Here is a 24843-nt window from a genome sequence, read left to right as displayed (position 1 = left end):
AGGCCGTCCTGACGCGGGCTCAGCCCGAGGTCACCCGGTCGACGAACGCGTCCAGGTTGCCCGTCAGCCGGGCGACCTGCTCGTCGAGCGTCAGGGACTCCTCGTGGCGCCGGCCGCGCAGCTTCGGCTGCCGCTTGCCCCGCACGTACAGGGAGCAGGCGAGGTCGGCGCAGAGGTAGATCCCGACGGTGTTCCCCTCGCGGCCACGGGCTCCGGCGAGCGGTGCCACCAGGAGCGTGACGCCCGAGGAGGCGTGCCCGGTCAGGCAGACCTGGCACATGCTCGACTTCATGGCGCTCGTCCGGCCGGCGGCCGGCACGCGCAGGCTCACCCCGACCGGGCCGTCCGCGCGGGGCACGACCAGATGCGCGCGCAGCGGCGCGCCCGGATCGACCCAGCCGAGGAAGTCCAGGTCCTCCCAGGGGAGTTCGGCGAAGTCGAGCGGCAGCTTCAGTCGTGCCGCCTCGCCCTTGGTGGAGTTCACGAAGGACGAGCGGATCTGTTTGTCGGTCAAAGGTTCCACTCGATGGACCGTACACGGACCCCGGCCGACGGGCACCCGAATAAGGCCCGCCCCCCCGGCGCGGGGCGCTCAGGCCACCCAGTCCGGCAGCGCCGGGTCGGTGAACCTCCCCGGCGCCCCGTCGAGCGCCGCCGCCAGCCGCTCCGCCGCCGTTTCGTACGCGTCCTCAGGCAGCGTGTACGGGATGCGCAGGCGGTGCTCGTGCGTGCCCGGGTCCACACCGAACCGCGCACCGCCCTCCACCCGCACCCCGTGCCGCGTGCCGCGGGCGGCGAGGACGGAGGCGGCCGGCCGTCCCAGGTCGATCCACAGGCACAGCCCGCCGGGCGGCGTCTCCCAGCGCCACTGCGGCAGATGGCGGGCCAGGGCCGCGGCCAGCGCGTCCCGGCGCCGGCGCAGCTGCGCGATCCGCCGCGGCAGGATCACGTCGAGGCGGTCCATCAGCGCGACGGCCACCAGCTGGTCGAGGACCGAACCCGCCAGGTCGGCGGTGATCCGGACCCGGGCCAGCTCGGTCACGACCGGGGACGCGGCCCGCACCCAGCCGACCCGCAGCCCGCCCCAGCAGCTCTTGCTCAGCGAGCCGACGGAGACGATCTGCTCGCCGTCACCCCCGGCGGCCGTCGCCGCGAAGGGCAGCGGCGCGGGCACGTCCAGGGCGATGTCCGTCAGCGTCTCGTCCACGATCAGCCAGGTCCCGGTGGCCCGCGCGGCCCTGGCCAGCTCCCGGCGCTGCTCCTGCGGCATCAGCCGGCCGGTCGGGTTGTGGAAGTCCGGGATCAGATAGGCCATGCGGGGCGCGGTCTGCCGGAGCGCCGCGTCCACGAGACCGGTGTCCCAGCCGGCCTCGGTGACCGGCACCGGCGTGACGCGGAGCATCCGGCCGCGCATCGCGTCGAGGGCGTTGGGGTACGAGGGGTTCTCGGCGAGGACCCGGTCACCGGGCCGTCCCAGGAGCGTCAGCACGAGCGACAGCGCCTGCTGGGCCCCCGTGGTGACGAGGATCTGCTCCGGGAGGGTCGGCAGCCCCCGGGCCGTGTAGCGCGCGGCGACGGCGGCCCGCAGCACGGGCAGCCCGTACGGGTGGTAGCCCTGCGATCCGGCGTAGCGCGGCAGCTCGGCGGCGGCGCTCGTGAGCGCGGCGGCGAGCTCGTCCGCCGGGGCCTCCGGGGTGGCCAGGGCGAGGTCGACGGCCGCCCCTGCATCGCCGTGGAAGGCCCCGAGGGCGGTCGGAGCCTGGTTCTCCGGCAGCGCCGTCCAGGTGCCCGCGCCGCGTCGGCTGTGCGCGTATCCGCTCTCCCGCAGCAGGTCGTACGCCCCGGTCACCGTCGTCCGGCTCACCGCGAACACCGTGGCCAGCTCCCGCTCGGCCGGCAGCCGCAACCGCAGTGCCACCCGCCCGTCGAGCAGCGCCTCCCGCACGGCCCGCGCCAGCTCCCGGTAGCCGAACCGGCCCTCGGGCGGCGGGGTGAGCAGTGACGCGAGCTGCCGGCCCGTCAGGGTCCGGTCCGCTGTGGCGACGACGCGTGCCACTGCCATGCCAATCACACCCCATTGGCTCTGCTGTCAGGTCCAATGAGAGTACAGACTCCCGTCACCTGGCCTGGTCGCCAGGGAGAAGCCGCGGGCTGGGCGGTGTCAGGCCACCGGCTCCAGGCCGGGGAGGGCCGGAGCGGACCCGAGAGCCGCGCCCGGACCCGGGGCCGGGACCGACGGCGAGGTCGTGCCGGAGCCCGAGGGCGTCAGCGGCGCGAGGTTCGCCGGGGAGCTGGCCGTGGTCGACCCGCCGGGGGACAGAACCGACGAACTCTCCGTGACCGGCGCCGACTCGGGGCCCGACGACTCGGTCGAAGGCGAGGTGTCCGTCGACGGTGGCGTGTCGGACGGGGACGTCTCCGTCGACGGTGAGGACGGGGGCGGCGAGGACGTCGGCGGCGAGGTCGTCGACGCCGAGGGCGAGAGCGTCACGGGGCACGGCGACGGGGTGACCCCACCGCTCGGCGTCGGCGTCTCGGTGCCCGTCACCGTCACGCACGGCACCGGCGAGGAGGGGGAGACGGACGTCGAGGCCGAGGTCGAAGGCGACTTCGACGGGGTCTTGGTGGGCGGCGGAGGCGGTGGGGTCGGCCTGTCGTGCCGGCCGTGGTCGCCGTGCTGCCGCGCGAACCAGCTGTCGTCCTTGGGGTCGTACACCACGAAGACGTTCACGACGGTCACCGAGGGCGCCACCACGACGACCTGGTTCGAGCTGTAGCCCTGCCACGCCGTTCCGGTCGTACGCGGCGCCTTCTGCGCCACCGGACCCGTGAGCGGATTGCCGCAGGCGCAGCGCACCTTGGGCACCCCGCGGTCGTCGACGAGGACGGCCGTACCGGACTGGAGCACCGACTGGAAGGTGGTCGCCGCGCCGTCCCGGAAGCCGTGGTTCGTCACCCGGGTGTCGGCCCGGAGCTGGAGCGGGGTCAGGGAGCGGAGGTAGCCCGGCACCTCGTTCCCCGAGATGCCGAGGACGGCGGCGAAGGCGTTGTTCTTCGCGGGCTCGGCGGAGAGGAACCGCACCTGCTGCTCCACGTCGCAGCTGGCCACCGACTGTGTCCCGCCGTAGAGGCCGGGCGTCGAGCCCGACACCTCGGGCGTGGCGGAGGCGGTACGGGGCGGCAGCGAGGCCGGCGAGGCGGAGGCGGTGTCGGCGCGGGCCGTCGACGGGGTGAACGGGTCCGGTCCCGACGCCGCCGCGTTCTGGAGGAAGACCTCGCCGCCGCCGGATCCCGTCGAGCCGCCTCCGTCGTCGGGGCGGTTGGTGAGGACCACGGCCAGCGCCGCGGCGGCCACCAGGACGGCGGTGGCGGAGGCGACCTTGGGGACGGAGCGCCACCAGGGGCCCTTGCCGCGGCCGCCGTTCCCGGGGGCGGCCGGGCCACCGCCGGAGCCGCCGCCACCACCGCCCCCGCCGCCCCCCGAGCCGCCGTGGGGCGGCCCCGGGGGCGGCGGGGGACCGGCGGTCCCGGGGCGTGTGCTCGGGCCCGAGAGGGGGCCGGAGGGGGGACCTGCGGGCGGGACCGACGGGGGGCCGGACGGCGGGTGGGAAGTCACTTTTTTCCCTTTCTTCCGTTCCGGGCCCATTGTGTGCGCCGAACGGGGCCGGTCCGCAAGCGGAGCGGCGGCGATCGGGCGGAGGACCCGCCGCCGGACCACCGTCCGCGAGACGGCAGCCGTCCCCGGTACTAGCGTGGTCAGCGTGAGCAGTCGGCTCCCCACCTCCACACGGCCCGCCGCGACCCCCACCGGGCTCCTCATCCGCGTCGCCGTGCAGGCCCTGGCCGCGGTGGTCGCCGGATACGTCGCGATGGGCGTCACGGCGGGCCTCGGCCTCTGGGCCGCGGGCGCCGCCGACCTGCCCGGCGGCTTCACCGCCGTCCTCGCCGCCGTCGTCGTCATGGCCGTCGGCGGCAAGGTCGAACTCGCCGGCGACGCCGGATCCCTCGCCGGAACCCAGGCCGAACTGACCGCCATGCCCCTCACCGTCACCCTGGTGGGCGCACTGGTCACCGGCTTCTGCTTCCTGCGCCCCCTGCGCCACCACGCCGTGACCAGCTCCCGCGAACTCCTCGCGCGCGCCGGAGGGACCGTCGTCCTGTGGCTCGCCGCCCTCGCGGGCCTCTCGGCGCTCGCCCGCCACGACTTCCGCATCACCATCGGCGGCGGCGAGGACCAGGGATCGCTCACCGACATCTTCGGCGAGCTCCTCGACGCCGTGAACCCCACCGTCGGCTTCCGCACCGACGTCGGCCCCACGCTGTTCTACGGGCTCCTGTGGATCCTCGGCGTCATCGTCGTCGCGCTCCTCGTCTCCCGCAGCACCCCGCTGCCGGCCCGGCTGGTCCGCTACCAGGAACCCGTCCGGCCCGCCGCCCACGCGATGCTCCTCCTGCTCCTCGCGTACGTCGCCGTGGGCCTGGTCATCGGCGTGGTCGTGGCCGCGACCAAGGGCCACGCCGCCGAAACACTCGCCGTCCTCCTCCTCGGCCTGCCCAACATCACCTGGCTGGCCCTCGGTGTCGGCATCGGCGGCTCCTGGGAGGGCGTCGCCGAAGGGCCCTTCGGGCTGCCCATGCCGCAGGTCCTCGACGCCGTTCTGCGCCAGGGCGACGGCACCGGCGACACCCCGGACCTCTCCACCATCGACCTGGGCTCGCTCGCCGCCCAGGACGGACGGGCCTGGTGGCTGCTGCCCATCGCCGCCGTCCTGGTCCTCGCCGCGGCGTTCGCGGCGGCGGTCCGCTCCCCGGCCAGGACCCGGCTCTGGCAGCACGCCCTGCGCCTGGGGGTCGCGTTCGCGCTGACCATGCTGGTCGTCACCCCGATCACCCTGGTCGAGGCCCACTTCGGCCTCTCCGTCCTGGGCATCGGAGAGCTCGAATCACTCGGCGGCCAGGTGATCCTGCGCCCCCACATCTGGGCCACGGCCGGCCTCGCCCTCGTCTGGGGCCTCTTCTTCGGCTTCCTCGGCGGCCTGCTCGCCTCCCGCGTCCACCGCAAGGGCGAGATCGAGCAACCGAAGCGCCCGCCGGCCCCGGAGGGACCACGATCCGAGCGGTGATGTGCACCGGCGCGAACTCCGCGACCGCGCGGAACGTCCCTTGCGTGACGCCCCGGACCGTACGCGCCTGGCGCTCGACGTCGGAACTGCGCGGCAGGGTCGTGATGCGTGAAGGGGAGTGGCTGTAGCCGGACCCGCCGGACGTCAGAACAGCAGGTCTCTCACCGCGTCCCAGAACCAGTTCCAGACGACCACCGCCAGGACCGCCAAGCCGATCAGGACCGCGTAGAACCAGGAACAGCCGCGGCCCTCGGCGCCGATGTGGGTCTCGTCCCGGCCGCCCAGCTCGCCGTCGAAGAAATCCATGGTCTTCCCCCCTCGTCCCGATCCCCACCGGGCACGTGCCGATCCCAGGACCCCCCGGTCCGCAGGACGTGTTGATCCCTAGGGACGTGGTTTCGCCCGCCAGGGTTCCGTCCCCCCGCCTTGACGCCCTACAGCACGCGGAACACCGGCCGCGCCCACGAGGGCGGGTCCCGGGGCGGCCCCAGCGGCTCCGGGCCCCGTGGCACGTCCGGACCGGCGCCGCCGCCCGTCAGGGCCGCGCGCAACGCGGCGACGAACTCCAGACAGGTCCCGTACCGCTCCTCCGGCGACTTCGCCAGCGCCTTCGCGAACACCGCGTCCGCCGCGTCCGGCAGCCCCGGCCGGACCTCCGAGAGCGGCGGCGGGGGATCGTACTGCTGCGCCCACAGCACCGCCCAGTCGGTGTCACGGCGGAACGGCGGCGCCCCCACCAGCGTCTCGAACACCACGCACGCCAGGCTGTACACGTCGCACCGGCCGTCCACCGGCTTCCCCGAGATCTGCTCGGGCGCCACGTAGTCCAGCGTCCCGACGAACTCGCCCACCGTCGTGAAACCCGTCAGCGACAGCGACTTCTTCGTCAGGCCGAAGTCCGTGAGATAGACGTGCTCCGGATGGTCCCGGTCGGTGCCCTCCGCCACCAGGATGTTGCCGGGCTTCACGTCCCGGTGCACCAGGTCGTGCGCGTGCGCCGCGTCCAGGGCCGAAGCCACCTGCACGGCGATCCGCCCGGCCTTCACCGGCGGCAGCGGCCCCTCGCGGTCGAGCAGCGCGACCAGGTCCTGCCCCGCCACGTACCGCATCGCGATGTACAGCACCCCCTCCGTCTCGCCCGCCTCGAAGACCGGCACGATGTGGGGGTGGTCGATCGACGCGGCGACCCGGGACTCGTGCGCGAACCGCTTGCGGAAGGTGTCGTTGCGGGCCAGCTCGGGGGCGAGCAGCTTGAGCGCCACCGTGCGGTCGAGCCGGAGGTCGAGCGCCCGGTACACCACCGCCATGCCGCCGCGCCCGATCTCGCCCTCCACGCGGTAGCCCGCGATCTCCTTCCCGATGAGCCCCGAGGGCCGGCCCGCCGGGAGCTCCGGGTCGTCGCCCGGGCCGCCGGCCATCAGTCCTCACCGGCCGTTCCCGGAGGGCTCTTCACGACCTGGGTGGGCGGCGGCGCGGGCGCGGCGGGCGGCTCGGCGCGGGGTACCTCCTGGGTGGGCGGCGCCTCCGGCGGCTCCGCGGCGTGGTCGTCGGCCCGGGGCACGACCTGGGTCGGTGCCGGCGGTGCGGCGCTCACGGGCACGGAGTCGATCTGCGCCACCACCTGCGTCGGCTCGTGCACCGGCGGCAGGCCGGGATGCCCCTCGGCCCCCGCGGCCCCCTTGCCCGGGGTCCGTCCCGCGCCGGGCGCCCGTTCCCCCGCGTCGGCCCCGGCCCCGGCCCCGGGCACGGCGGCCGCCGCCACCGAGGGCGACGACCCCGCCGCGTACGTACTCAGCCCCACCCCGTCGCAGTACACCCACCGCTCGTGCTCCGCGTCGTACAGCCACACCGACTCGCCGTCGACGACCATCCCCACCCGCAGTCCGCGCGTCCGCAGCCGGAAGTTCTCCCCGTCCAGGCGGCCGGCGCCGAGCGCCTCCGCCGCCCGCCGGTAGCGCCCGAGCGCGTCCTCCGCGCGGGCGATCAGCGGGCGCGGATCGGCCGTCCTGGTGAGCGGGCCGCCCGCCGCGGGCGGATCGTCCGGGACGGTGACGAGGAGCCGGGCGTCGACCCACGCGGTCCAGCCGTTGGAGCACAGGATCCGCCCCCAGTCACCGGCCCGTTCCTCCAGGCGCACGGGCAGGAACGCGTCGAGCGGTGTCGTCGGCAGCCCCGGGTCGGGCGCCTCCCACGCGTCGAGACCCGAGCGCGGCACGACATGGGTCGGCCGGAAGTCCGGCACGTACTCGGACACGGGGACGCTCACGGGCCTACCTCCGCACGCACGGGCCTACCTCCGCATCACGACCGGCTCGTGGCGGCGCAGCAGCCGCGCCACGACCAGGCCGAGGACGAGACAGAGCACCACCATCATGCCCATGTCGAACAACCAGGCCCCCGCCGTGTGATCCATCAGCGGATCCGCCGTCTTGTCGCTCGGCGCGACCTTCCCGATGTCGATCGTCGCCCCCATCGCCGCGAACGCCCACCGCGAGGGCACCAGCCAGGCCAGCTGCTCCAGGACCGGCGTGCCCCGCACGGTCAGGAGCGCCCCGCAGAACACCACTTGCACGATGGCCAGCAGGACGAGCAGCGGCATCGTCACCTCCTCCTTGCGGACGAGGGCCGAGACGAGGAGCCCGAGCATCATCGCGGTGAAGGCGAGGAGCGCGACCGCGAGCGTGATCTCCACCAGCGCGGGCATGAGGACGCCCTTGCCGCCGGGCACGTTCAACGGGACGCCGATCAGGGCCACCAGGGTCAGCACGACCGCCTGCACGACCGTGATCAGACCGAGGACCACCACCTTGGAGGCGAGATACGCCGAACGGGACAGGCCGACGGCTCTCTCGCGCCGGTAGATCGTGCGCTCCTTGACCAGCTCGCGCACGGCGTTCGCCGCGCCCGTGAGCACTCCGCCCACACAGAGAATGAGCAGCACGTTCAGGGTCGACTCGGGGTTGAGGCTGCCCTCGGACAGCGCCCGAGCCATCGCGCCCATCACGAACGGCAGCGCGATCATGATGGCGAGGAAGGTGCGGTCGGCGGCGAGCGCGGCCGCGTACCGGCGGACCAGGGTCCGCAGCTGCGAGCCCCAGCTCTGGGCCTTCGGCGGCGGGGCGGGCTCCCGGAGCGGCGGGGCGGCCCCCGGGACGGGGACGTCCGGGCGGGCCGTCGCCTCCGCGATGTAGCGGCGGTGGAAGCGGGACGAACGGTACTGGCCGGCCCAGTCGCGGCCCCGGTCGTTCTCGAAGGCCTCGAAGGCCTCCGGCCACTGGTCGAAGCCGAAGAACCCGAGGGAGTCCCCGGGCGGGCCGTAGTAGGCGACGCGGCCGCCCGGCGCGAGCACGAGCAGCCGGTCGCACACGTCCAGACTGAGCACGCTGTGCGTCACCACGACGACCGTCCGCCCGTCGTCCGCGAGCCCGCGCAGCATGTGCATCACCGACCGGTCCATGCCCGGGTCGAGGCCGGAGGTCGGCTCGTCGAGGAAGAGCAGCGACGGCTTGGTGAGCAGTTCGAGGGCGACGCTCACCCGCTTGCGCTGGCCACCGGAGAGGCTGTGGATCGGCTGCTCCGCGCGTTCCACGAGGCCCAGCTCCCGGATCACCTCGTCCACCCGGGCCCGCCGCTCGGCCGGCACGGTGTCCTCGGGGAAGCGCAGCTCGGCGGCGTACCCGAGGGCGCGGCGCACGGTGAGCTGGAGGTGCAGGATGTCGTCCTGAGGGACGAGCCCGATGCGCTGCCGCAGCTCGGCGTAGTCGCGGTAGAGGTCACGGCCGTCGTAGAGCACCGAGCCCCGGTCGGCGGGGCGCTGGCCGGTCAGCGCGCCCAGGAGCGTCGACTTCCCGGCCCCGGACGGTCCGACGACCCCGAGCAGGCACTTCTGCCCCACGGGGAACGACACCTCGTCGAGGAGCGTCTTGCGCCCGTGGTCGACGGTGACGGCGAGCGACTGGACGTCGAGGGAGACCTCACCGGTGTCGGTGAACTCGACGAGCTGCCCACCGATCAGGCAGAACGCGCAGTGGCCGACACCGACGATGTCGGCCGGCGTCACCCGCGCGTCGACGACGGGGCTGCCGTTGAGGAAGGTGCCGTTGTGACTGCCGAGGTCATGGATCCAGTAGGTGCCGTCGGGGTGGGCGCGGAGCTCGGCATGGCGCCGGGACACCACGAGATCGGGAACGACGACGTCGTTGTCCGGCGCCCGGCCGATCCGGATGCTGTGCGCGGGCAGCGGCCGCACGGACGTCGGCTGCCGGAAGGTCCCGGTGGCGGCGGGATACGAGACGGATGCCGGCCGAAGCGGACCGGCGCGCCCGGAGGGCGCCGGGGACTCGGGGGCCGGGGACTCGGGTGGGGGCTGCGGGGCGGGCGGGGTCTCCGGTACGACGACGGGCCCGGGCGCGGATTCCGGTGCGGCGGGTTCCGGCACGGCCAGGGGATCGCGTACGGCCTCGGCGGGAGGCTCGGGCGGGGCGATCGGCTCGCGTACGGCCTCGGCGGGAGGCTCGGGCGGGGTGATCGGCTCCCGTACGGCGTCGGGGGGAGGCTCCGGCGGGGTGATCGGCTCCCGTACGGCGTCGGACGCCGGGTCCGGGGTGACGACCGGCTCGCGTACGGCCTCGGCGGGAGGTTCCGGCGGGGCGATCGGCTGCCGTACGGCGTCGGGCGCCGCACCAGCCGCCGCCCCCGCCCACGCCGAGAGGACCGCGCGCGGGCCCTCGTCCCGATGCCCGAACCGTACGACCGTCCCGGCGCCCACCTCCCGCCGCCCGGCCACCCGCAGGCCGTCCGCGTAGGTGCCGTTGGTGCTGCCCTCGTCCGCGAGGGTCCAGCGGCCGTCGGCGGCCCTGAGCACCGCGTGGTGCCAGGACACGCGCGCGTCCGTCAGCACGATGTCGCCGTCCGGGTCGCGCCCGATGCGATAGACGCGGCTCGGGATCATGCGCGTCGCGTCCCCGTCGATCTCGAGGACCAGATCGGGCGCCGCGGGCGCGACGGGCCGCTCTCCCATGCGTGAATTTTATCCGCCGACGCTCGTCCCTGCCCGGGATGAGCGCGCCGGTAGGGTGGGCGGTCGCCGCAGCACGCGCCCGACCGAGGAGGAACCACCCGTGCCGAAAGGTGTCACCAGGCGCCGGCCGCGTACCCGCGCGGCGCTCCTGAAGGCCGCCCTGGAGACCTTCGCCGAGCACGGCTTCCACGCCACCACGATCGAGCAGATCTGCGAGCGCGCCGGATACACGCGGGGCGCGTACTACTCGAACTTCGCCAGCAAGGAAGAACTCTTCCTCGCCCTCTTCGACGAGCACAGCGACCGCACCGTACGGCGCCTCGCCGAGGCGATCGACGCGCTGACCGCCGAGGAGTACACCCTGACCCGGCTCGCGGAGCTCGCCGCCCGCGTGGAACCGGACGAGCGGGACTGGTACCTGGTCACCACCGAGTTCACCCTGCACGCGATCCGCGACCCGCAGGCCGCGTGGGTGCTCGCCCGCCACGACGAGCGGCTGCGGGCCGAGATCGCCCGCGGCCTGACGCTCGTGCTGCGCCGGGCCGGGCGCGAACTGACCGTGGACGCCGACCGGTTCGCGCGGCTCCTGATCGCCCTGCGCGAGGGCGGACTCGCGCAGAGCTATGTGGAACCGGCGGAACTGCCGCCCGGCAGCCTGGAACGGCAGTTCCTCGCCCCGCTCCTGGAGGCGTCGACCCGGGAGGTCCCGGCCGAGGGCGACACGCCCCCGGCCGGCCGCGGGTGAGGTGCGTCCGGCCACCGGTCGGCCGTCACCGACCGCCGTTCAGTCGAAGAGGTCCGGGTCGGACGCCGTGATCTGATCCCACAGCGGCCGCGCCTGGAACCAGCCGGCGAGGTGGCCGCCGATCTGCCCGCGCGTGAGCAGGGCCGTCTCCCGGTCGATGTGCTGCGGGGTGCCCGCGGCCATCGCGAGGAGCTGTGCCTGGCAGGAGCGTTCCATGGTGACGAACCACCAGACGGCCTCGGCGACCGAGTGGCCGACCGTGAGCAGCCCGTGGTTCTTGAGGATGACCGCCTTGTGGTCGCCCAGCGCCTTGGCGACCCGCTCGCCCTCCTCGGTCTCGTTGACCACGCCCCGGTAGTCGTCGTAGATCCCGTGGTCCTCGAAGAACGCGCAGGCGTCCTGGGTGATCGGGTCCAGCGGGATGCCCAGGCTGGAGAACGCCTTGCCGTGCAGGGAGTGCGAGTGCGCGGCGGCGACGGCGTCGGGGCGGGCGGCGTGGACGCGCGAGTGGATGACGAACGCGGCCCGGTTCACCGGCCTGCGCCCCTCCAGGACCGTGCCCTCGTGGTCCACCAGGATCAGGTCGGAGGCCTTGATCTGGCCGAAGCTCATGCCGAAGGGGTTGACCCAGAAGGCGTTCGGGTCGCCGGGGTCGCGGACCGTGATGTGCCCGGCGACCCCCTCGGAGAACCCGAACCGTCCGAAGATCCGGAACCCGGCGGCGAGTTGCTCCTTGCGGTACCGGCGCTCCTCCTCGACCGAGTCGAAGGTGGGGGGCAGCGGCAGTACGGCCCCGTCGGGCAACGGTCCGACGGCGGCGGCGAGCGCGGGCGGCACGGTGCTCATGGGGCGGCTCCTCGGCGTAAGGGCGGGGCGGGGCGCGCCAAAAGATACAGAGATGTATCCGATACGACAACGGACGGCGGGCCGGATCCCGGTGCCACCCCGAGGGGGTACGCCGGTCAGGCGGCCGGCGCCCCGAACCTGGCCAGGTAGTGCCACACCCGCTTCACGTCCTGCGGGTCGTACGCCCCCGAGCCCGCCGCCTCCTGCACGATCCGGGGGTCGAGCCACCCGTCGACGGCGATCCGGGCGCCCAGCTCCACGTACTCCGGCCCCCGGAACTCCGGATGCCGCCGCAGTTCCGCCACCGAGAGGCGGAAGCCGCCGTGCCACTCGACGGGGCACGGCAGCCGCCGGGCGGCCGCCTCCACCTCCGTGCCCCGGTGGCTGGGATCGAGGACCAGCGCCTCCACGTCACGGCCGATCAGCACCGGACCGTGGATCTGCGCCTCGACGTAGTCGTCGAGCAGGTCCTGCTCGTCGGCCTCGGCGAGCGCGACCAGGCCCATCCGGGAGGCGACGCCGAAGTCGGCCGGTTCCAGGAAGCTGTCCGGGTAGCAGAAGGTCGACCGGTCGAGGGCGGCGGCCGTCAGCCGCAGATGGGCGGAGCCGAAACGGGGAGCGGCGCCGAAGGGACGGCGCCGGAAGTCGAGGGCGCCGTAGACCGGGCGCGCGTCCGCGGGCGCCTCGTCGTAGGCCCCGCCGAAGATGCGGCTCTCCCAGCGCCAGCGGTCCCCGCCCGGGCGCGCGGTGAGGCCGCCGTTGCTGGTGCCGGTGACGAACTGGGAGCGGTAGACCCCCTCCTCCGCCAGGAGGTGCAGGAAGTGCGGGTGGAAGTTGAGGGTGACCCGCAGGGACGGATCGAGCGGCTCGCCGGCGGACCGGGCCGCCACATGTGCGAGGGCCCGGGCCGCGTGGGCGTGGACGTCGGGGTGCGCCGCTCGGGCGTGGGTGTCGATCTCCGTCATCGGGGCATTCTGGCGGAGGGCCGGGGGTTGCGGCCCGGGCTTTTCGGTGGCTACGGTCGGCGACCGGGAGGGGTAAGCGCTTTCTGTCCGGCCTCGACCGCAGCCTTCGACCTGGGAGTCCTCGCGTGCCCACCGCCGACGTCCTGATCTACACCCGCACCGCGGGCTACCGCCACGACTCGATCCCGGACGGCGCCACCGCGCTCACGGAACTGGCCCGCGACCTCGGGCGGGCGGCGGAGGTCACCGAGGACCCGGGCGTCTTCACCCCCGGCCGCCTCGCCGGGTGCGCGGCGGTCGTCCTGCTGTCCACCACGGGGAACGTCCTGACCCCCGAGGGGCGCAGCGCCTTCGAGGCCTACCTGAGGGGCGGGGGAGCCCTCCTCGCGGTCCACGCGGCGGCCAACGCCGAGCCGGACTGGCCCTTCTACGGGGAGCTGCTCGGCACCCGCTTCGACGGCCACCCCGAGATCCAGCCGGGCGTCGTCCTCGTCGACGGCCACGACCACCCGGCGACCGCCCCGCTCCCGGCCCGCTGGGCCTGGACCGACGAGTGGTACAACTTCACGTCCGACCCGCGCGGGACCGACCGGCTTGGTACCGGCGCGCCGGGGGCCTCCGAGTCCGGCGTACGGGTGCTCGCCCGGGCCGACGAGTCCACCTACCGGGGCGGCACCCACGGCGACGACCACCCCCTCGTCTGGTGCCGGGAGATCGATCGGGGCCGCATGTTCTTCACCGCCCTGGGCCACGCCTCGGAGACGTACCGCGACCCCGCCTTCCGCGCCCATCTCTCGGGCGCCCTGAGCTGGCTCACCTCTTAGGTCGAGGCGGGGCCGTCCCTCGTCACCGGCTCCCGCCGCCGCCCCTCGGTTCGGCGACACCGGCATGCGGCCCACAGGGGCGGGTACGCGTATCCGAGCCGGGCGTCGGTGGTCACCCCACCGCCCCGCCCCTGTTGCGTCCGGCCGGGTAAGGCGGAAGGTTGCAGACGGGGGCCGATGGCAGGAGGAGACAGGTCATGGGCATCGCCACCGTGAACCCCGCGACCGGCGAGACGCTGCGGGTGTACGAGGCACACGGTCCCGAGGAGGTGGAGCGGCGGATCGCCGCCGCCCACGAGGCGTACCGCCAGTACCGCACCACCTCCTTCGCCGAGCGCGCCCGCCTCATGCGGGCCGCCGCGACGCTCCTCGACGAGGACACCGAGGACATCGCCCGCACCATGACCGTCGAGATGGGCAAGCCCATCGCCGCCGCCCGCGCCGAGGCCGGCAAGTGCGCCAAGACCATGCGCTGGTACGCCCGGAACGCCGAGGAGCTCCTCGCCGACGAGCACCCGGCGGAGAGCGACGTCCAGGACTCCGGCGCGGACGTGGCCCGCGTCCACTACCGGCCGCTCGGCCCGATCCTCGCCGTCATGCCCTGGAACTTCCCGCTCTGGCAGGTGATCCGGTTCGCCGCGCCGGCGCTCATGGCGGGCAACACGGGACTGCTCAAGCACGCCTCCAACGTGCCGAGGACCGCGCTCTACCTCGGCGACCTGTTCCGTCGCGCCGGCTTCCCCGAGGGCTGTTTCCAGGCCCTCCTCATCGGGTCGCGTGACGTCGAGCGGGTGCTGCGGGACCCCAGGGTCGTCGCCGCCACCCTCACCGGCAGCGAACCGGCGGGCCGGGCCGTCGCCTCCGTCGCGGGCGACGAGGTGAAGAAGACCGTCCTGGAGCTCGGCGGCAGCGACCCGTTCATCGTGATGCCGTCCGCCGACATCGTCGGCGCGGTCAAGACCGCCGTCACCGCCCGCGTACAGAACAACGGGCAGTCCTGCATCGCCGCCAAGCGGTTCATCGTCCACCAGGACGTGTACGACGACTTCTCGGAGCGGTTCACGGCGGCCATGAACGCCCTCACCGTCGGCGACCCTCTCGACGAGTCCACCGACGTGGGCCCGCTCGCCACCGAGCAGGGCAGGACCGACATCGAGGCGCTGGTCGACGACGCGGTGCGCCGGGGCGCCACCGCCCTGTGCGGCGGCCGCCGCCCCGAGGAGCCGGCGCTCCGCGACGGCTGGTACTACCGGCCCACGGTCCTCACCGGGATCACCCCGGAGATGCGGATCCACCACGAGGAGGCGTTCGGGCCGGTCGCCACCGTCTATCCGGTCCGCGACATCGAGGAGGCCGTGGCCGTCGCCAACGACTCCCCGTTCGGGCTCAGTTCCAGCGTGTGGACCCGCTCCCCCGAGGACGTCGCCTTCTTCGTGCGGGACCTGGAGGCCGGAGGCGTCTTCGTCAACGGCATGACGGCCTCGCACCCGGCGCTGCCCTTCGGCGGGATCAAACGTTCCGGCTACGGCCGTGAACTCTCCGGCCACGGCATCCGCGAGTTCTGCAACGCGACCACGGTCTGGCAGCGCACCTGACCGCCCCCGGCCGTCGTTGCAGCACGCCTTAGCCGGCCGTCGCCTAGCCGGCCGTCGCCTCAGCCTGCTGCCGTCGCCTCAGCCGGCCGGCGGCAGCAGCGTCGGCTGCCGTCGTCGGCGGCGACCCGTTCAGGCCCCCGTCCACTCCAGCAGCCGGTCCGCCGGCCAGGTGTTGACGACCCGCTCCTCCGGAACCCCGCACTCCTCGGCCCGTGCGCAGCCGATGATCTGCCACTCCAGCTGGCCCGGCGCGTGCGCGTCCGTGTCCACCGCGAAGTACGTGCCCGCCGCCACCGCGAGCCGCAGCAGCCGCCGGGGCGGATCGAGCCGCTCCGGGCGGCTGTTGATCTCCACCGCCGTGCCCGACTCCGCACACGCGGCGAACACCCGCTCCGCGTCGAACTCCGACTCCGGCCGCAGCCGCCCGCCCGCCACCAGACGGCCCGTGCAGTGCCCGAGCACGTCCATCAGCGGGTTGCGCACGGCCCGTTCGAGCCGGCGGGTCATCGCCCTCGCGTCCATCCGGAGCTTCGAGTGGACCGAACCGACCACCAGGTCGAGCCGGTCGAGGAGTTCGGGCTCCTGGTCCAGCGAGCCGTCCTCCAGGATGTCGCACTCGATTCCGGTCAACAGCCGGAACGGCGCCCACTCCTCGTTCAGCCGCGCCACCACGTCCAGTTGCTCCCGCAGCCGCTCCGGCGACAGACCGCGGGCCACCGTGAGCCGGGGCGAGTGGTCGGTGAGCACCGCCCACTCGTGACCGAGGCCCGCCGCCGCGCGGCCCATGTCCTCGATCGTGGCACCGCCGTCGGACCAGTCGGAGTGGAGGTGGCAGTCGCCCCGCAGGGCGGCCCGGAGCGCCTCGCCCCCGCCCGTGGTCCCGTCGGTCCGCAGCGACTCCTCCAGCTCCGCCTCAAGACCCGCCAGGTACTCCGGGACGCGGCCGTCGAGCGCCTCGCGCACCACCGCGGCCGTCTTCGGCCCGAGCCCCTTCACGGCCTCCAGGGTGCCCGCCGCGGCGCGCCGCGCCGCTTCGCCCTCCGGCAGGGCGCCCACGGCCGCGGCGGCCGTACGGAAGGCACGCGCCCGGTAGCCCGGGGCCTGGGCGCGCTCCAGGAGGAACGCGATCCGGTTCAGCGCGGCCACAGGGTCCATGACGTCGCTCCTCCTGTCCACGGGCCCGTGCAGGGCCTTCCTCAGGCACCGTTCGCCGTGGAGTCGGCCGGTACCGGTGCCGGGCCGATCTCGCACCACACCGCCTTGCCCTCGCCTCGCGGCTCGACCCCCCACCGGGAGGCCAGCGCGTCGAGCAGGAGCAGTCCCCGGCCCGAGGTCGCGGCCTCGCCGGGGGTGCGCCGCCGGGGCCAGGCGCTCGACCGGTCCTGCACCGAGAGCCGCACCCGCCGCACCGGTTCGGGCAGCACCTCCAGGGTGAGCACCGCGCCTCCCTCGGTGTGCAGGAGTACGTTCACGAGCAGTTCCCCGGTCAACAGCTCGGCGTCGTCGGCGAGTTCGGTCATGCCCCAGTCGCGCAGGGCCTGCCCCACGGCGGCCCGCGCGTCCGACAGGCCCTGCGGGTCGGCCTGGTGGATGTACTGGTGGATGCGCGGCGCCCGGGGCGTGCCCGGGTCCGGGCTCCGTCGCAGCACCAGGAGCGCCACGTCGTCGCCCGAGCCCCAGCGCTCCCACAGCCGCTCGGAGAGGTGGTCGGCGAGCGCCTCCGCCTGCGGCGGTCCGCTGCTGATCGCCTCCGACAGGGCGGTGAGCCCCGTCTCGATGTCCGAGCCGGGCTGCTCCACGAGCCCGTCCGTGCACAGGACGAGCGTCTCCCCGGGCACCAGGTCGAGCCGTGTCTCCGGGAACTCCTCGTCGCCGAACACGGTCGCGAGCCCCAGCGGCAGCCCGCCCCGCAGCTTCGGCTGCCCGACCCGCCCGTCGGTGTGCCGGATCAGCGGCCCGAGGTGTCCGGCCCGTACCGCGCGCAGGGTGCCGCTCCCCAGGTCCACCTGCGCGTACGTGCAGGTGGCGAAACGATTCGTGTCCAGCTCCGCGAGAAACCGGGAGGCGCGGGCCAGCACCGTCGACGGGGCGTGGCCCTCACCCGCGTACGCGCGCAGGGCGATCCGCAACTGGCCCATGATGGCGGCGGCGTGCGTGTCGTGCCCCTGGACGTCGCCCACCACGATCCCGACCCGGCCGCGGGGCAGCGCGATCACGTCGTACCAGTCGCCGCCGACCTGCCGCCCGCTCCACGCCGCGTGGTAGCGCACCGCGATCTCACCGCCGGTGATCCGTGGGATGCGGCGCGGCAGCATGGTCGCCTGGAGCCCGGTGGCCAGCTCCCGCTCCTCGTCGAAGAGGATGGCCCGCTGCAGCGACTGGGCGACGATCGCCGCGAGTCCGAGCGCGAGGTTGCGCTCGTCGGCGTTGAACGAGGTGCGGCCGCGGTAGAACAGCGCCATCCCGCCCAGCGAACGCGCCTGCGCCACCAGCGGCAGATAGCAGGCGGCACGGAAGTCCAGCGGCGCGAGGTACGGCGCCAGCTCCGGGAAGTCCCGGCCGAGCGAAGCGAACGAGGACACGAACCGCGGGCGGCCGCTCAGCACCGCCTCGGCCAGCGGCAGCCCCCGGTCGAGGCGCCGGATGCGGAGGTCGTTCAGCACGTCGAGGGACTCGCCGCTCAGCGCGATGATGTTGAGCGAGCCGTTCTCGACGAGGCCGAGCGCGAGACCGTCCGCGCCGAGCCGGGCGAGCCCGCCCGGACCGGTCAGGGCGGCCGTCACGTCGTCCACGGTCACCGCGCGCGACAGCGCGTTCGTCGTCCGCTCCACGATGTTCGTCTGGACCTCGCGCCGCTTCTCCAGCTCCTGGACGAAGGCGAAGCGGGTGAGCTCGGCCGTGGTGTCCCGCACGACGCCGACGATCCTTCGCGCCCGCCCGTCCGGCGAGCGCAGGATGCGTGCCTGCACATGCGTCCAGTGGGGTGAACCGTCGGCCTGCGGGATCGGGAAATGAGCGGTGTACGAGACCTCGCCGCTGGTGACCGCCTGCCGTACGACGGCTTCGAGCCTGGCCCGCTCCTCGGGGGCGAGCCGGGCGATCAGCGACACCGGACGGCCGTCGTAGGCGTCCGGGAGCAGCCCGAAGACCAGCAGCCCGGCCTCGTCGACATCGATGGTGCCGGTGTCGAGGTCCCAGTCGAAGCTGCCGGTCCGGTTCATGGCGAGCCACTCGGCGGGCCCGATCTCGCCGTTGCGCGTATGCCGGTCTTCGTCGGTCATCCTCCCCATTGTCGAACCCGCACCCCGCCGACGCCATGGCGATGACACGGCGTGGCGTGAGTTCGCCCCGCCGACGCGGCCGGGCCCGGTCGGAATCGCCGGGCGCGGCCCCGCCCGGGCAGGCTGCCGCCCCCGCCCGGAAACGCCGGTGAGGGGCGGGGGCCCGGCGGGGCAGAATGGGCCGGTGCAGCCGCCCTACCGTGTTCTCGGTCCGTGTCAGGCCCTCCGTACCGACGACGGGACGGAGGCCGCTCTGCGTGGAGCCAGGCTCCGCGCCCTGTTCACCGCGCTCGCCGCGGCCGGCGGGCGCGGGGTGGGCACCGGCGTCCTGATCGACCAGGTGTGGGCCGATGCCGACCCGGCCGATGAGCACGACCAGGACCGTACGGCGGCGCTCCAGGCCCTCGTCGGGCGGCTGCGCCGGGCCCTGGGCCGGGAGGCCGTCGCCGCCGCGCCCGGTGGTTACCGGCTGGCCGCCGACGCGGACGCCGTCGACCTGTACCGCTTCGAGCGCCTCGCGGCCGAGGGGACCGCCGCCCTCGCCGCCGGGGACCCGGCCGGGGCGGCCGCCCTGCTCGACGAGGCCCTCGGGCTGTGGCGCGGCCCCGCCCTCGCGGACCTCCCCGGCCGGGACACCGACCCCCTGGTCGTACGGCTCGACCAGCGGCACACCCAGGCGCGGCGCGACCGGTTCGCCGCCGATCTCGCCCTGGGGCGGGCGGGCCAGATCCTCGCACCGCTCGCCGCCCTCGCCGCCGCACATCCCCTGGACGAGCCGCTCCAGGCGCTGCGGATCCGCGCGCTGCGGGCGGCCGGACGGCCCTCCGAGGCCCTCGCCGCGTACGAGCGGGTCCGCACCGGCCTCGCGGACCGGCTGGGCACGGACCCGGGGCCCGAACTCCGCGCCCTCCACGCGGAGCTCCTCACGGACGGGGCGGCCGCCCCGACCGAGGCGCCGGCGAAGGCCCGGCCGGCCGCCCTGCCCGCCCGGCTGACCTCGTTCATCGGCCGGGACGACGAACTCGGCGCGCTCGCCGCCGACTGGGACGCCCTGCGGCTGGTCACCCTCACGGGACCCGGGGGCGTCGGCAAGACCCGGCTCGCCCTCGAGGCCGCCGAGACGTACAAGGACGGCCCGGTCCACCTCGCCGAACTCGCCTCCGTACGGGAGGAGTCCACGGTCGCCGCCGCCGTGCTCAGCGCGGTCGGCGCGCGCGGGACGCACGTCTGGCACCGCGCGTCGGCCGCCGAGGGGGACCGGGACGACCCGTTCGCCGAGCTCGTCGAGCACTGTGCCGGGCGGCGGATGCTGCTGGTCCTCGACAACTGTGAGCACGTGGTCGCCACCGCGGCCGCGCTCACGCAGGCGCTGCTCACCCGCTGCCCCGGAGTGACCGTGCTCGCGACGAGTCGGGAGCCGTTGGGGGTGCCGGGGGAGGTGGTGCGGCCGTTGGGGCCGTTGCCGTTGGGGATGGCCTTGCGGTTGTTGGGTGAGCGGGGTGCGGCGGCGCGGCCGGGGTTCTCGGTGGGGGAGGACCGGGGTGCGGCGGAGGAGGTGTGTCGTCGGCTGGACGGGTTGCCGTTGGCGATCGAGTTGGCGGCGGCGCGGTTGCGGTTGTTGTCGGTGCGGCAGATCGCGGATCGGCTGGACGACCGGTTTCGGTTGTTGACGTCGGGGGCGCGGACGGTGTTGCCGCGGCAGCAGACGTTGCGGGCGGTGGTGGACTGGTCGTGGGAGTTGCTGGAGGACTCGGAGCGGGCGGTGCTGCGGCGGTTGGCGGTGTTCACGGGGGGTGCGGATCTGGCGGCGGCGGAGGCGGTGTGCGGGGCCGGGGCCGGGTTGGACGTGCTGGATGTGCTGGGTGCGCTGGTCGACAAGTCGCTGGTGGTGGCGGGGGTGGGCCGGGACGGTGAGGAGACGCGGTTCCGGCTGCTCGAGACGGTGGCGGAGTACGCGGGGGAGCGGCTGGCGGAGTCGGGGGAGCGGGCGGCGACGGAGCGGCGTCATCTGACGTACTACCGGGAGCTCGCCCGGCGGACCGATCCCGAGCTGCGCGGAGCCGGCCAGGTCGCCGCCATCGCCCGGCTGGAACGCGAGCACGACAACCTGCGCGGCGCCCTGCGGACGGCCGTGGCGCTCGGCGACGAGCAGGAGGTGCTCTGCCTCGTCCACTCCCTCAGCTGGTTCTGGCAACTGCGCAACCACCAGATCGACGCCCGCACCTGGGCCGTCGAGGCCGGCCGGCTCGGACCCGACCCGTTCCGGGCGCCGGTCCGTCCCGCCGAGCCCTTCGACGGCCGGTGCACGGACGTACCGCCGCCGTGGAGCGGCGAGCGGCTCCGGGAAGCCCGGCGCGGCGGCCGGCTCTACGCGCTCGCCACCCAGGGCGGCGGGGGTTCCGCCGCCTTCGAACGCCCCGAGACCCGCGCCCGGCTCACCGCGCTGGTCTCGGCCTACCGCCCCGGGCTGCCGCAGGTCTGCCGTCAGCCCGGCTCGATGTGGTTCTTCGCCCGCCTCATGACCGGGGAACTCACCGGCCTCGACGAGGCGCTCACCGCGATCGTCGACGCCTGCCGCGACCACGGCCCCGGCTGGGACCTCGCCGTCGCCCTCCTCATCAGGGCCAAGCTCGTCGTCCACGGCCCCGAGGACGCCACCGAGGCACTCACCCTCTTCGAAGCCGCCGGCGACCCCTGGGGCATCGCCGAATCCCTCGCCGCCCGCGGCGAGGCCTACGAGCGGGCGGGCCGGCTCGCCGAGGCCGCCGCCGACTTCGAGCGGGCCACGGACGCCGCCGCCCGGGCCGGCGCGCGCTCCCAGGTGCCGCTGTTCACCGCCCGGCTGGCCTCCGTACGGCTCCGGCTGCGCCCCGAGGGGGACCCGGCGGCCGAACAACTGCTCGCCCGAGCCGCCGAGGAGGCGGGGGAGTGGGGCGCCGAGGGCGCCGGAGCGGCCCGGCTGCTGCTCGCCCAGCACTACGGCCACACCGGTCGCACCGGTCGGGCCAGGGCCCAGCTCGCCCGCCTTGAGGACGAGTTCGGCGATGTGACCCCGGCGCTCTTCTGGGGCCTCGTCGGCGGCACATGGGGCTGGCTCGACTGTCTGGACGGGGCGTACGACAGGGCCATGGAACGGATCGGCAAGGCGCTCGTGGACGTGGAGACCCTGGCCCACCTGGTCGCGCCCTACCTGATCGTCGTCCAGTTCGCCACGGCCGCATGGGCCCTCGGCGGGCGGGGCGGCCCCGGCGACGCCGAGACCGGAGCGCGGCTCCTCGGCGCGTACGACGCCCACGTGGCCGCCGAACCGGGCGGCGGCTTCCGGCCCTTCACCGAGGTGACGGAGACCATGATCAGGACCCGCGCGGAGGCGACCCTGCGGGCGGCGCTGCCCCCGGAGGCGTACACCCGCCGTTACGACGAAGGCAGCGGCCTCGACCTCCGCGCGGCGGCGGCCCTCGTCCACACCGCGGCGGAGACCCCGGCGAGGTGACCGCCGGGGTCTCCCCGGCGCCCCACCGTCAGCCGAGCCAGTGGCGCCAGCGGGCGGCCGGCGGCTCGCACGTCCCCGCGGCGACCATGTCCTGGTAGGCGCTCTCGCCGAGCTCCTCCCAGGTCACCCGCTCGCCGCCGTCACCGATGGGCTGCCCGTCGGCGGTGGTGAACGCGCCGACGGCGACCTTGCAGTCGGGCGGCCGGACGGACCGGGTGGCGTACCACCCGAAGCCGACGAGGGCGACGAGGCAGACGACGGACAGGAGGCGGGCGCGCTGGCTGGGCTTCACCCGCGCATGGTAGAGCGTCTGTTCGACACCGCAGGGGGCAGGTGGTCAGCCGGCGGCAAGCCGCTCCCGGGCCTCCGCGAGGTCCTCGGGCGTCGGGGCGTGATCCTGGGTGAGGCTCTGGCGCCAGTACCCGGTGAAGTGCACGGAGCGCCGGTCGACGCCGCGCTCCTCCACGAGGTGGCGGCGCAGCCCCCGCACCGCCGACGCCTCTCCCGCCAGCCAGACGTACGGCCGCCCCGCCGGCAGCGGTTCGGCCCGCAGGGCGTCGACCGCCGAGACCCCCTCGTACAGCGGGCGCACGGTCAGGTCGCCGGCCGTGGGCAGGGGCTGCAACTCGGCGGCGTCGGCGACCTGGACGCAGGCGAGCGCCCGGTGGCCGGGCGGCAGCGCGGCCACGACGGTGGCCAGCGCGGGCAGGGCGCAGGCGTCCGCGTACAGGAGCGTCCAGTCGCCCGCGCCGGGATCGACGGGTACGGCGAAGGCGGCGGACGGGCCGAACATGCCCACCACGTCCCCGGGGCGGGCGGCCCGCGCCCAGCGGGTCGCGGGCCCCTCGTCGCCGCCGTGCAGGTGGAAGTCGATGTCCACGGTCCCGGCGGCCGGATCGTGGGCCCGCAGGGTGTAGCTCCGCATCCACGGCCGTACGGCCTCGGGAAGCGCCGAGTAGGCCGCGTACCAGCGCATCACGTCCCCGTCGGCCCCGGGCACCGGCAGGACGGGCTCGGCCTGTCCGGGCCGGGGGAAGAACAGTTTGACCTGCTGGTCGGGCCCGCCGAGCGAGAACCCGGCGAGCGCGTCTCCGCCGAGGGTGACGCGCCGCATACGGGGAGTGAGGCGGCGAGCGCCGGTCACGCTCAGGAGCCGAATGGGGAGGGCGTCGGGGGTGGGCCGGGTCTGGGGCATGGACGGACTCCCGGTGAGAGAGGGGCGGGGAACGCCCCCACGTTCCCCGCCCCTCCCGACAGGCCGTCGACACGGCGTCGACACGGCCCCCGTCGGCGCCCGGATGCGGTCCCGGGGGCGGGACACGAGAATGGCGAGTGCCGGACGAACAGTAGGAGGCGGCATGAACGCTGAGCCCGACAAGACGTCCCCGGGGGACTACCCGACGCCCGACCGGCTGCTGCATTCCGGGTCGGAGGGCGAGTTCACGGCGGAGGACCTGGTCCTCGCCTCGGGCCGTGACGTGAACCCGAAGAGCCTGGCCTGGGCGGAACGCCGCATGGCGGAGAAGGGCCGCGCCTCCATGGACGAGCTCCTGCCGTAGGCCGAGCACGGCCCAGGGCAGGGCCCCGGATCGGCGTGCCGGTCCGGGGCCTCGGGCTGTCCGGGGGCGCCGCGAGGCTTCCCCATTTGTGGAACACGTTCTACCGTGGCCGCCGTCGCGCGTCGCACCGCACCGAGGACGACGGCGAGGACGCCGCAGGACCGCCGCCACGGGAGGCCCCATGCACCTCGAGTACACGCCCGAGCAGAACCGCCTGCGCGCCGAGCTGCGTGCGTACTTCGCCGAACTGGTGCCGGACGACGTCCACACCCGCTACGCGGACCCGGCCGCGCAGAAGCGCTTCTACCGGGAGACGGTGCGGAAACTCGGCGCCGACGGCTGGCTGGGGGTGGGCTGGCCGACCGAGTACGGCGGGCGGGGGCTGACCCCGATGGAACAGTTCATCTTCTTCGACGAGGCGGCGCAGGCGGGCGTTCCGCTGCCGCTGATGGCGCTGAACACCGTCGGCCCGACGATCATGAGCTTCGGCACCGACGAACAGAAGGCCTTCTTCCTGCCCCGGATCCTCTCCGGCGAGATCGACTTCGCCATCGGCTACAGCGAGCCCGACGCGGGCACCGACCTCGCCGCGCTGAAGACCCGCGCGGTGCGGGAAGGGGACGAGACCACCGGCACGTACACGGTGAACGGCCAGAAGATCTGGACCACGAACGGCGACACCGCCGACTGGGTCTGGCTCGCGGTCCGCACCGACCCGGACACCCCGCCGCACAAGGGCATCACGATGCTCCTCGTCCCGACGAGCGATCCCGGCTATTCCTGCACGATCATCAACACCCTCGCCTCGCACGACACCACGGCCAGCTACTACGACAACGTCAAGGTCCCCGCCTCGCGCCGGGTCGGCGAGGAGAACAAGGGCTGGCGGCTCATCACCAACCAGCTCAACCACGAGCGCGTCACGCTCGCCGCCCACGGCACGATGGCGATCCGCGCGCTCCACGACGTCCAGCGCTGGGCCGCCGGTACGGAACTCACCGACGGCCGCCGCGTCATCGACCTCCCATGGGTCCGCCGCGGCCTGGCCCGCACCCATGCCCGCCTCGACGCGATGAAACTCCTCAACTGGCAGATGGTGAACGCCGTCCAGCAGGGCACCCTCACCCCCCAGGACGCCTCCGCCGTGAAGGTCTACGGCTCCGAGGCCCGCCGCGACGCCTACGCCTCCCTCATGGAGATCGTCGGCGCCGCGGGCGCCCTGAAGGAGGGCTCGGCGGGCACGGTCCTCCACGGCGAACTGGAACGCGGCTACCGCTCGGCCGTCATCTTCACCTTCGGCGGCGGCAACAACGAGATCCAGCGCGAAATCATCTCCTGGATAGGCCTGGGCATGCCCCGAGTCCGCCGCTAGAACCCCGGGGCACGCCCCGG

20 protein-coding genes are annotated in these 24843 nt (G+C 74.6%); 7 read left to right on the top strand and 13 right to left on the bottom strand.

The genetic code is table 11. The annotated features are described in order from the left end of the window. Window positions 1–19: 19 nt before the first annotated feature. The 3 genes from DEJ43_RS01605 to DEJ43_RS01595 all read right to left on the bottom strand — a co-directional run bounded on the left by DEJ43_RS01605 (window position 20) and on the right by DEJ43_RS01595 (window position 3616). Window positions 20–523 (bottom strand): FBP domain-containing protein, encoded by a 504-nt coding sequence (locus DEJ43_RS01605; RefSeq protein ID WP_041661956.1) that lies wholly within the window; start codon window positions 521–523, stop codon window positions 20–22. 69 nt (window positions 524–592) lie between these two features. Next, window positions 593–2062: a MocR-like transcription factor YczR gene (yczR, locus tag DEJ43_RS01600; RefSeq protein WP_015031542.1), complete on the bottom strand. Its 1470-nt coding sequence runs from the start codon at window positions 2060–2062 to the stop codon at window positions 593–595. A 99-nt stretch (window positions 2063–2161) separates the two neighbouring features. Further along, window positions 2162–3616, bottom strand: coding sequence for a DUF6777 domain-containing protein (locus tag DEJ43_RS01595; RefSeq protein WP_233447906.1), 1455 nt, complete (start codon window positions 3614–3616; stop codon window positions 2162–2164). Window positions 3617–3752: 136 nt separating this feature from the next. Here DEJ43_RS01595 and DEJ43_RS01590 point away from each other — a divergent pair, with 136 nt between their 5' ends. Beyond that, window positions 3753–5123 carry a streptophobe family protein gene (locus tag DEJ43_RS01590; protein ID WP_015031539.1) on the top strand — a complete coding sequence of 457 codons (1371 nt, stop codon included), beginning with the start codon at window positions 3753–3755 and terminating at the stop codon, window positions 5121–5123. 144 nt (window positions 5124–5267) lie between these two features. Here the strand turns inward: DEJ43_RS01590 and DEJ43_RS37275 are convergent, their stop codons facing one another. From DEJ43_RS37275 to DEJ43_RS01575, 4 genes are all read right to left on the bottom strand, one after another. Then, window positions 5268–5429: a hypothetical protein gene (locus DEJ43_RS37275; protein ID WP_015031538.1), complete on the bottom strand. Its 162-nt coding sequence runs from the start codon at window positions 5427–5429 to the stop codon at window positions 5268–5270. A 128-nt stretch (window positions 5430–5557) separates the two neighbouring features. Then, the gene (locus DEJ43_RS01585) at window positions 5558–6541 is read right to left on the bottom strand and encodes a serine/threonine-protein kinase (RefSeq protein WP_015031537.1); all 984 of its coding nucleotides are present in this window, start codon (window positions 6539–6541) and stop codon (window positions 5558–5560) included. After that, window positions 6541–7389, bottom strand: coding sequence for a hypothetical protein (locus tag DEJ43_RS01580; RefSeq protein ID WP_079179219.1), 849 nt, complete (start codon window positions 7387–7389; stop codon window positions 6541–6543). The genes DEJ43_RS01585 and DEJ43_RS01580 overlap by 1 nt, the downstream gene beginning before the upstream one ends. Window positions 7390–7413: 24 nt before the next feature. Beyond that, window positions 7414–10143 carry an FHA domain-containing protein gene (locus tag DEJ43_RS01575; protein WP_015031535.1) on the bottom strand — a complete coding sequence of 910 codons (2730 nt, stop codon included), beginning with the start codon at window positions 10141–10143 and terminating at the stop codon, window positions 7414–7416. 100 nt (window positions 10144–10243) lie between these two features. Here DEJ43_RS01575 and DEJ43_RS01570 point away from each other — a divergent pair, with 100 nt between their 5' ends. After that, window positions 10244–10888: a TetR/AcrR family transcriptional regulator gene (locus DEJ43_RS01570; RefSeq protein ID WP_015031534.1), complete on the top strand. Its 645-nt coding sequence runs from the start codon at window positions 10244–10246 to the stop codon at window positions 10886–10888. 39 nt (window positions 10889–10927) lie between these two features. Here the strand turns inward: DEJ43_RS01570 and DEJ43_RS01565 are convergent, their stop codons facing one another. After that, entirely contained in the window at window positions 10928–11734 is an 807-nt protein-coding gene (locus DEJ43_RS01565; RefSeq protein WP_015031533.1) for a class II aldolase/adducin family protein, read from the bottom strand. A 116-nt stretch (window positions 11735–11850) separates the two neighbouring features. Next, on the bottom strand, window positions 11851–12699 hold the full coding sequence (locus DEJ43_RS01560) for a DUF3626 domain-containing protein (protein WP_015031532.1): 849 nt from the start codon (window positions 12697–12699) through the stop codon (window positions 11851–11853). A 125-nt stretch (window positions 12700–12824) separates the two neighbouring features. Between DEJ43_RS01560 and DEJ43_RS01555 the strand changes: the two genes are divergently transcribed. After that, window positions 12825–13523, top strand: a complete 699-nt coding sequence (locus DEJ43_RS01555; protein ID WP_015031531.1) for a ThuA domain-containing protein — start codon at window positions 12825–12827, stop codon at window positions 13521–13523. Window positions 13524–13720: 197 nt separating this feature from the next. Then, on the top strand, window positions 13721–15118 hold the full coding sequence (locus DEJ43_RS01550) for an NADP-dependent succinic semialdehyde dehydrogenase (RefSeq protein WP_015031530.1): 1398 nt from the start codon (window positions 13721–13723) through the stop codon (window positions 15116–15118). Window positions 15119–15247: 129 nt separating this feature from the next. Here the strand turns inward: DEJ43_RS01550 and DEJ43_RS01545 are convergent, their stop codons facing one another. Both DEJ43_RS01545 and DEJ43_RS01540 read right to left on the bottom strand, forming a co-directional pair. Next, window positions 15248–16273: a PHP domain-containing protein gene (locus DEJ43_RS01545; protein ID WP_015031529.1), complete on the bottom strand. Its 1026-nt coding sequence runs from the start codon at window positions 16271–16273 to the stop codon at window positions 15248–15250. 41 nt (window positions 16274–16314) lie between these two features. After that, complete coding sequence (locus tag DEJ43_RS01540) at window positions 16315–18399, bottom strand: SpoIIE family protein phosphatase (protein WP_015031528.1); 2085 nt, start codon at window positions 18397–18399, stop codon at window positions 16315–16317. A 184-nt stretch (window positions 18400–18583) separates the two neighbouring features. Between DEJ43_RS01540 and DEJ43_RS01535 the strand changes: the two genes are divergently transcribed. Next, on the top strand, window positions 18584–21892 hold the full coding sequence (locus tag DEJ43_RS01535) for an AfsR/SARP family transcriptional regulator (protein WP_041661954.1): 3309 nt from the start codon (window positions 18584–18586) through the stop codon (window positions 21890–21892). A gap of 28 nt (window positions 21893–21920) precedes the next feature. Here the strand turns inward: DEJ43_RS01535 and DEJ43_RS01530 are convergent, their stop codons facing one another. Beyond that, the gene (locus DEJ43_RS01530) at window positions 21921–22184 is read right to left on the bottom strand and encodes a hypothetical protein (protein ID WP_015031526.1); all 264 of its coding nucleotides are present in this window, start codon (window positions 22182–22184) and stop codon (window positions 21921–21923) included. 45 nt (window positions 22185–22229) lie between these two features. Continuing rightward, entirely contained in the window at window positions 22230–23087 is an 858-nt protein-coding gene (locus tag DEJ43_RS01525; RefSeq protein ID WP_015031525.1) for a siderophore-interacting protein, read from the bottom strand. A gap of 163 nt (window positions 23088–23250) precedes the next feature. Between DEJ43_RS01525 and DEJ43_RS01520 the strand changes: the two genes are divergently transcribed. Beyond that, the gene (locus DEJ43_RS01520) at window positions 23251–23451 is read left to right on the top strand and encodes a hypothetical protein (protein ID WP_015031524.1); all 201 of its coding nucleotides are present in this window, start codon (window positions 23251–23253) and stop codon (window positions 23449–23451) included. Between the two features lie 181 nt (window positions 23452–23632). Continuing rightward, window positions 23633–24823, top strand: coding sequence for an acyl-CoA dehydrogenase family protein (locus tag DEJ43_RS01515; RefSeq protein ID WP_015031523.1), 1191 nt, complete (start codon window positions 23633–23635; stop codon window positions 24821–24823). Window positions 24824–24843 lie beyond the last annotated feature (20 nt).

Origin of the sequence: Streptomyces venezuelae ATCC 10712 (assembly GCF_008639165.1) — a bacterium.
GTDB classification, from domain to species: domain Bacteria; phylum Actinomycetota; class Actinomycetes; order Streptomycetales; family Streptomycetaceae; genus Streptomyces; species Streptomyces venezuelae.
Note: the sequence above shows the minus strand (reverse complement) of the source record. Positions and strands in the feature narration are given on the sequence as shown.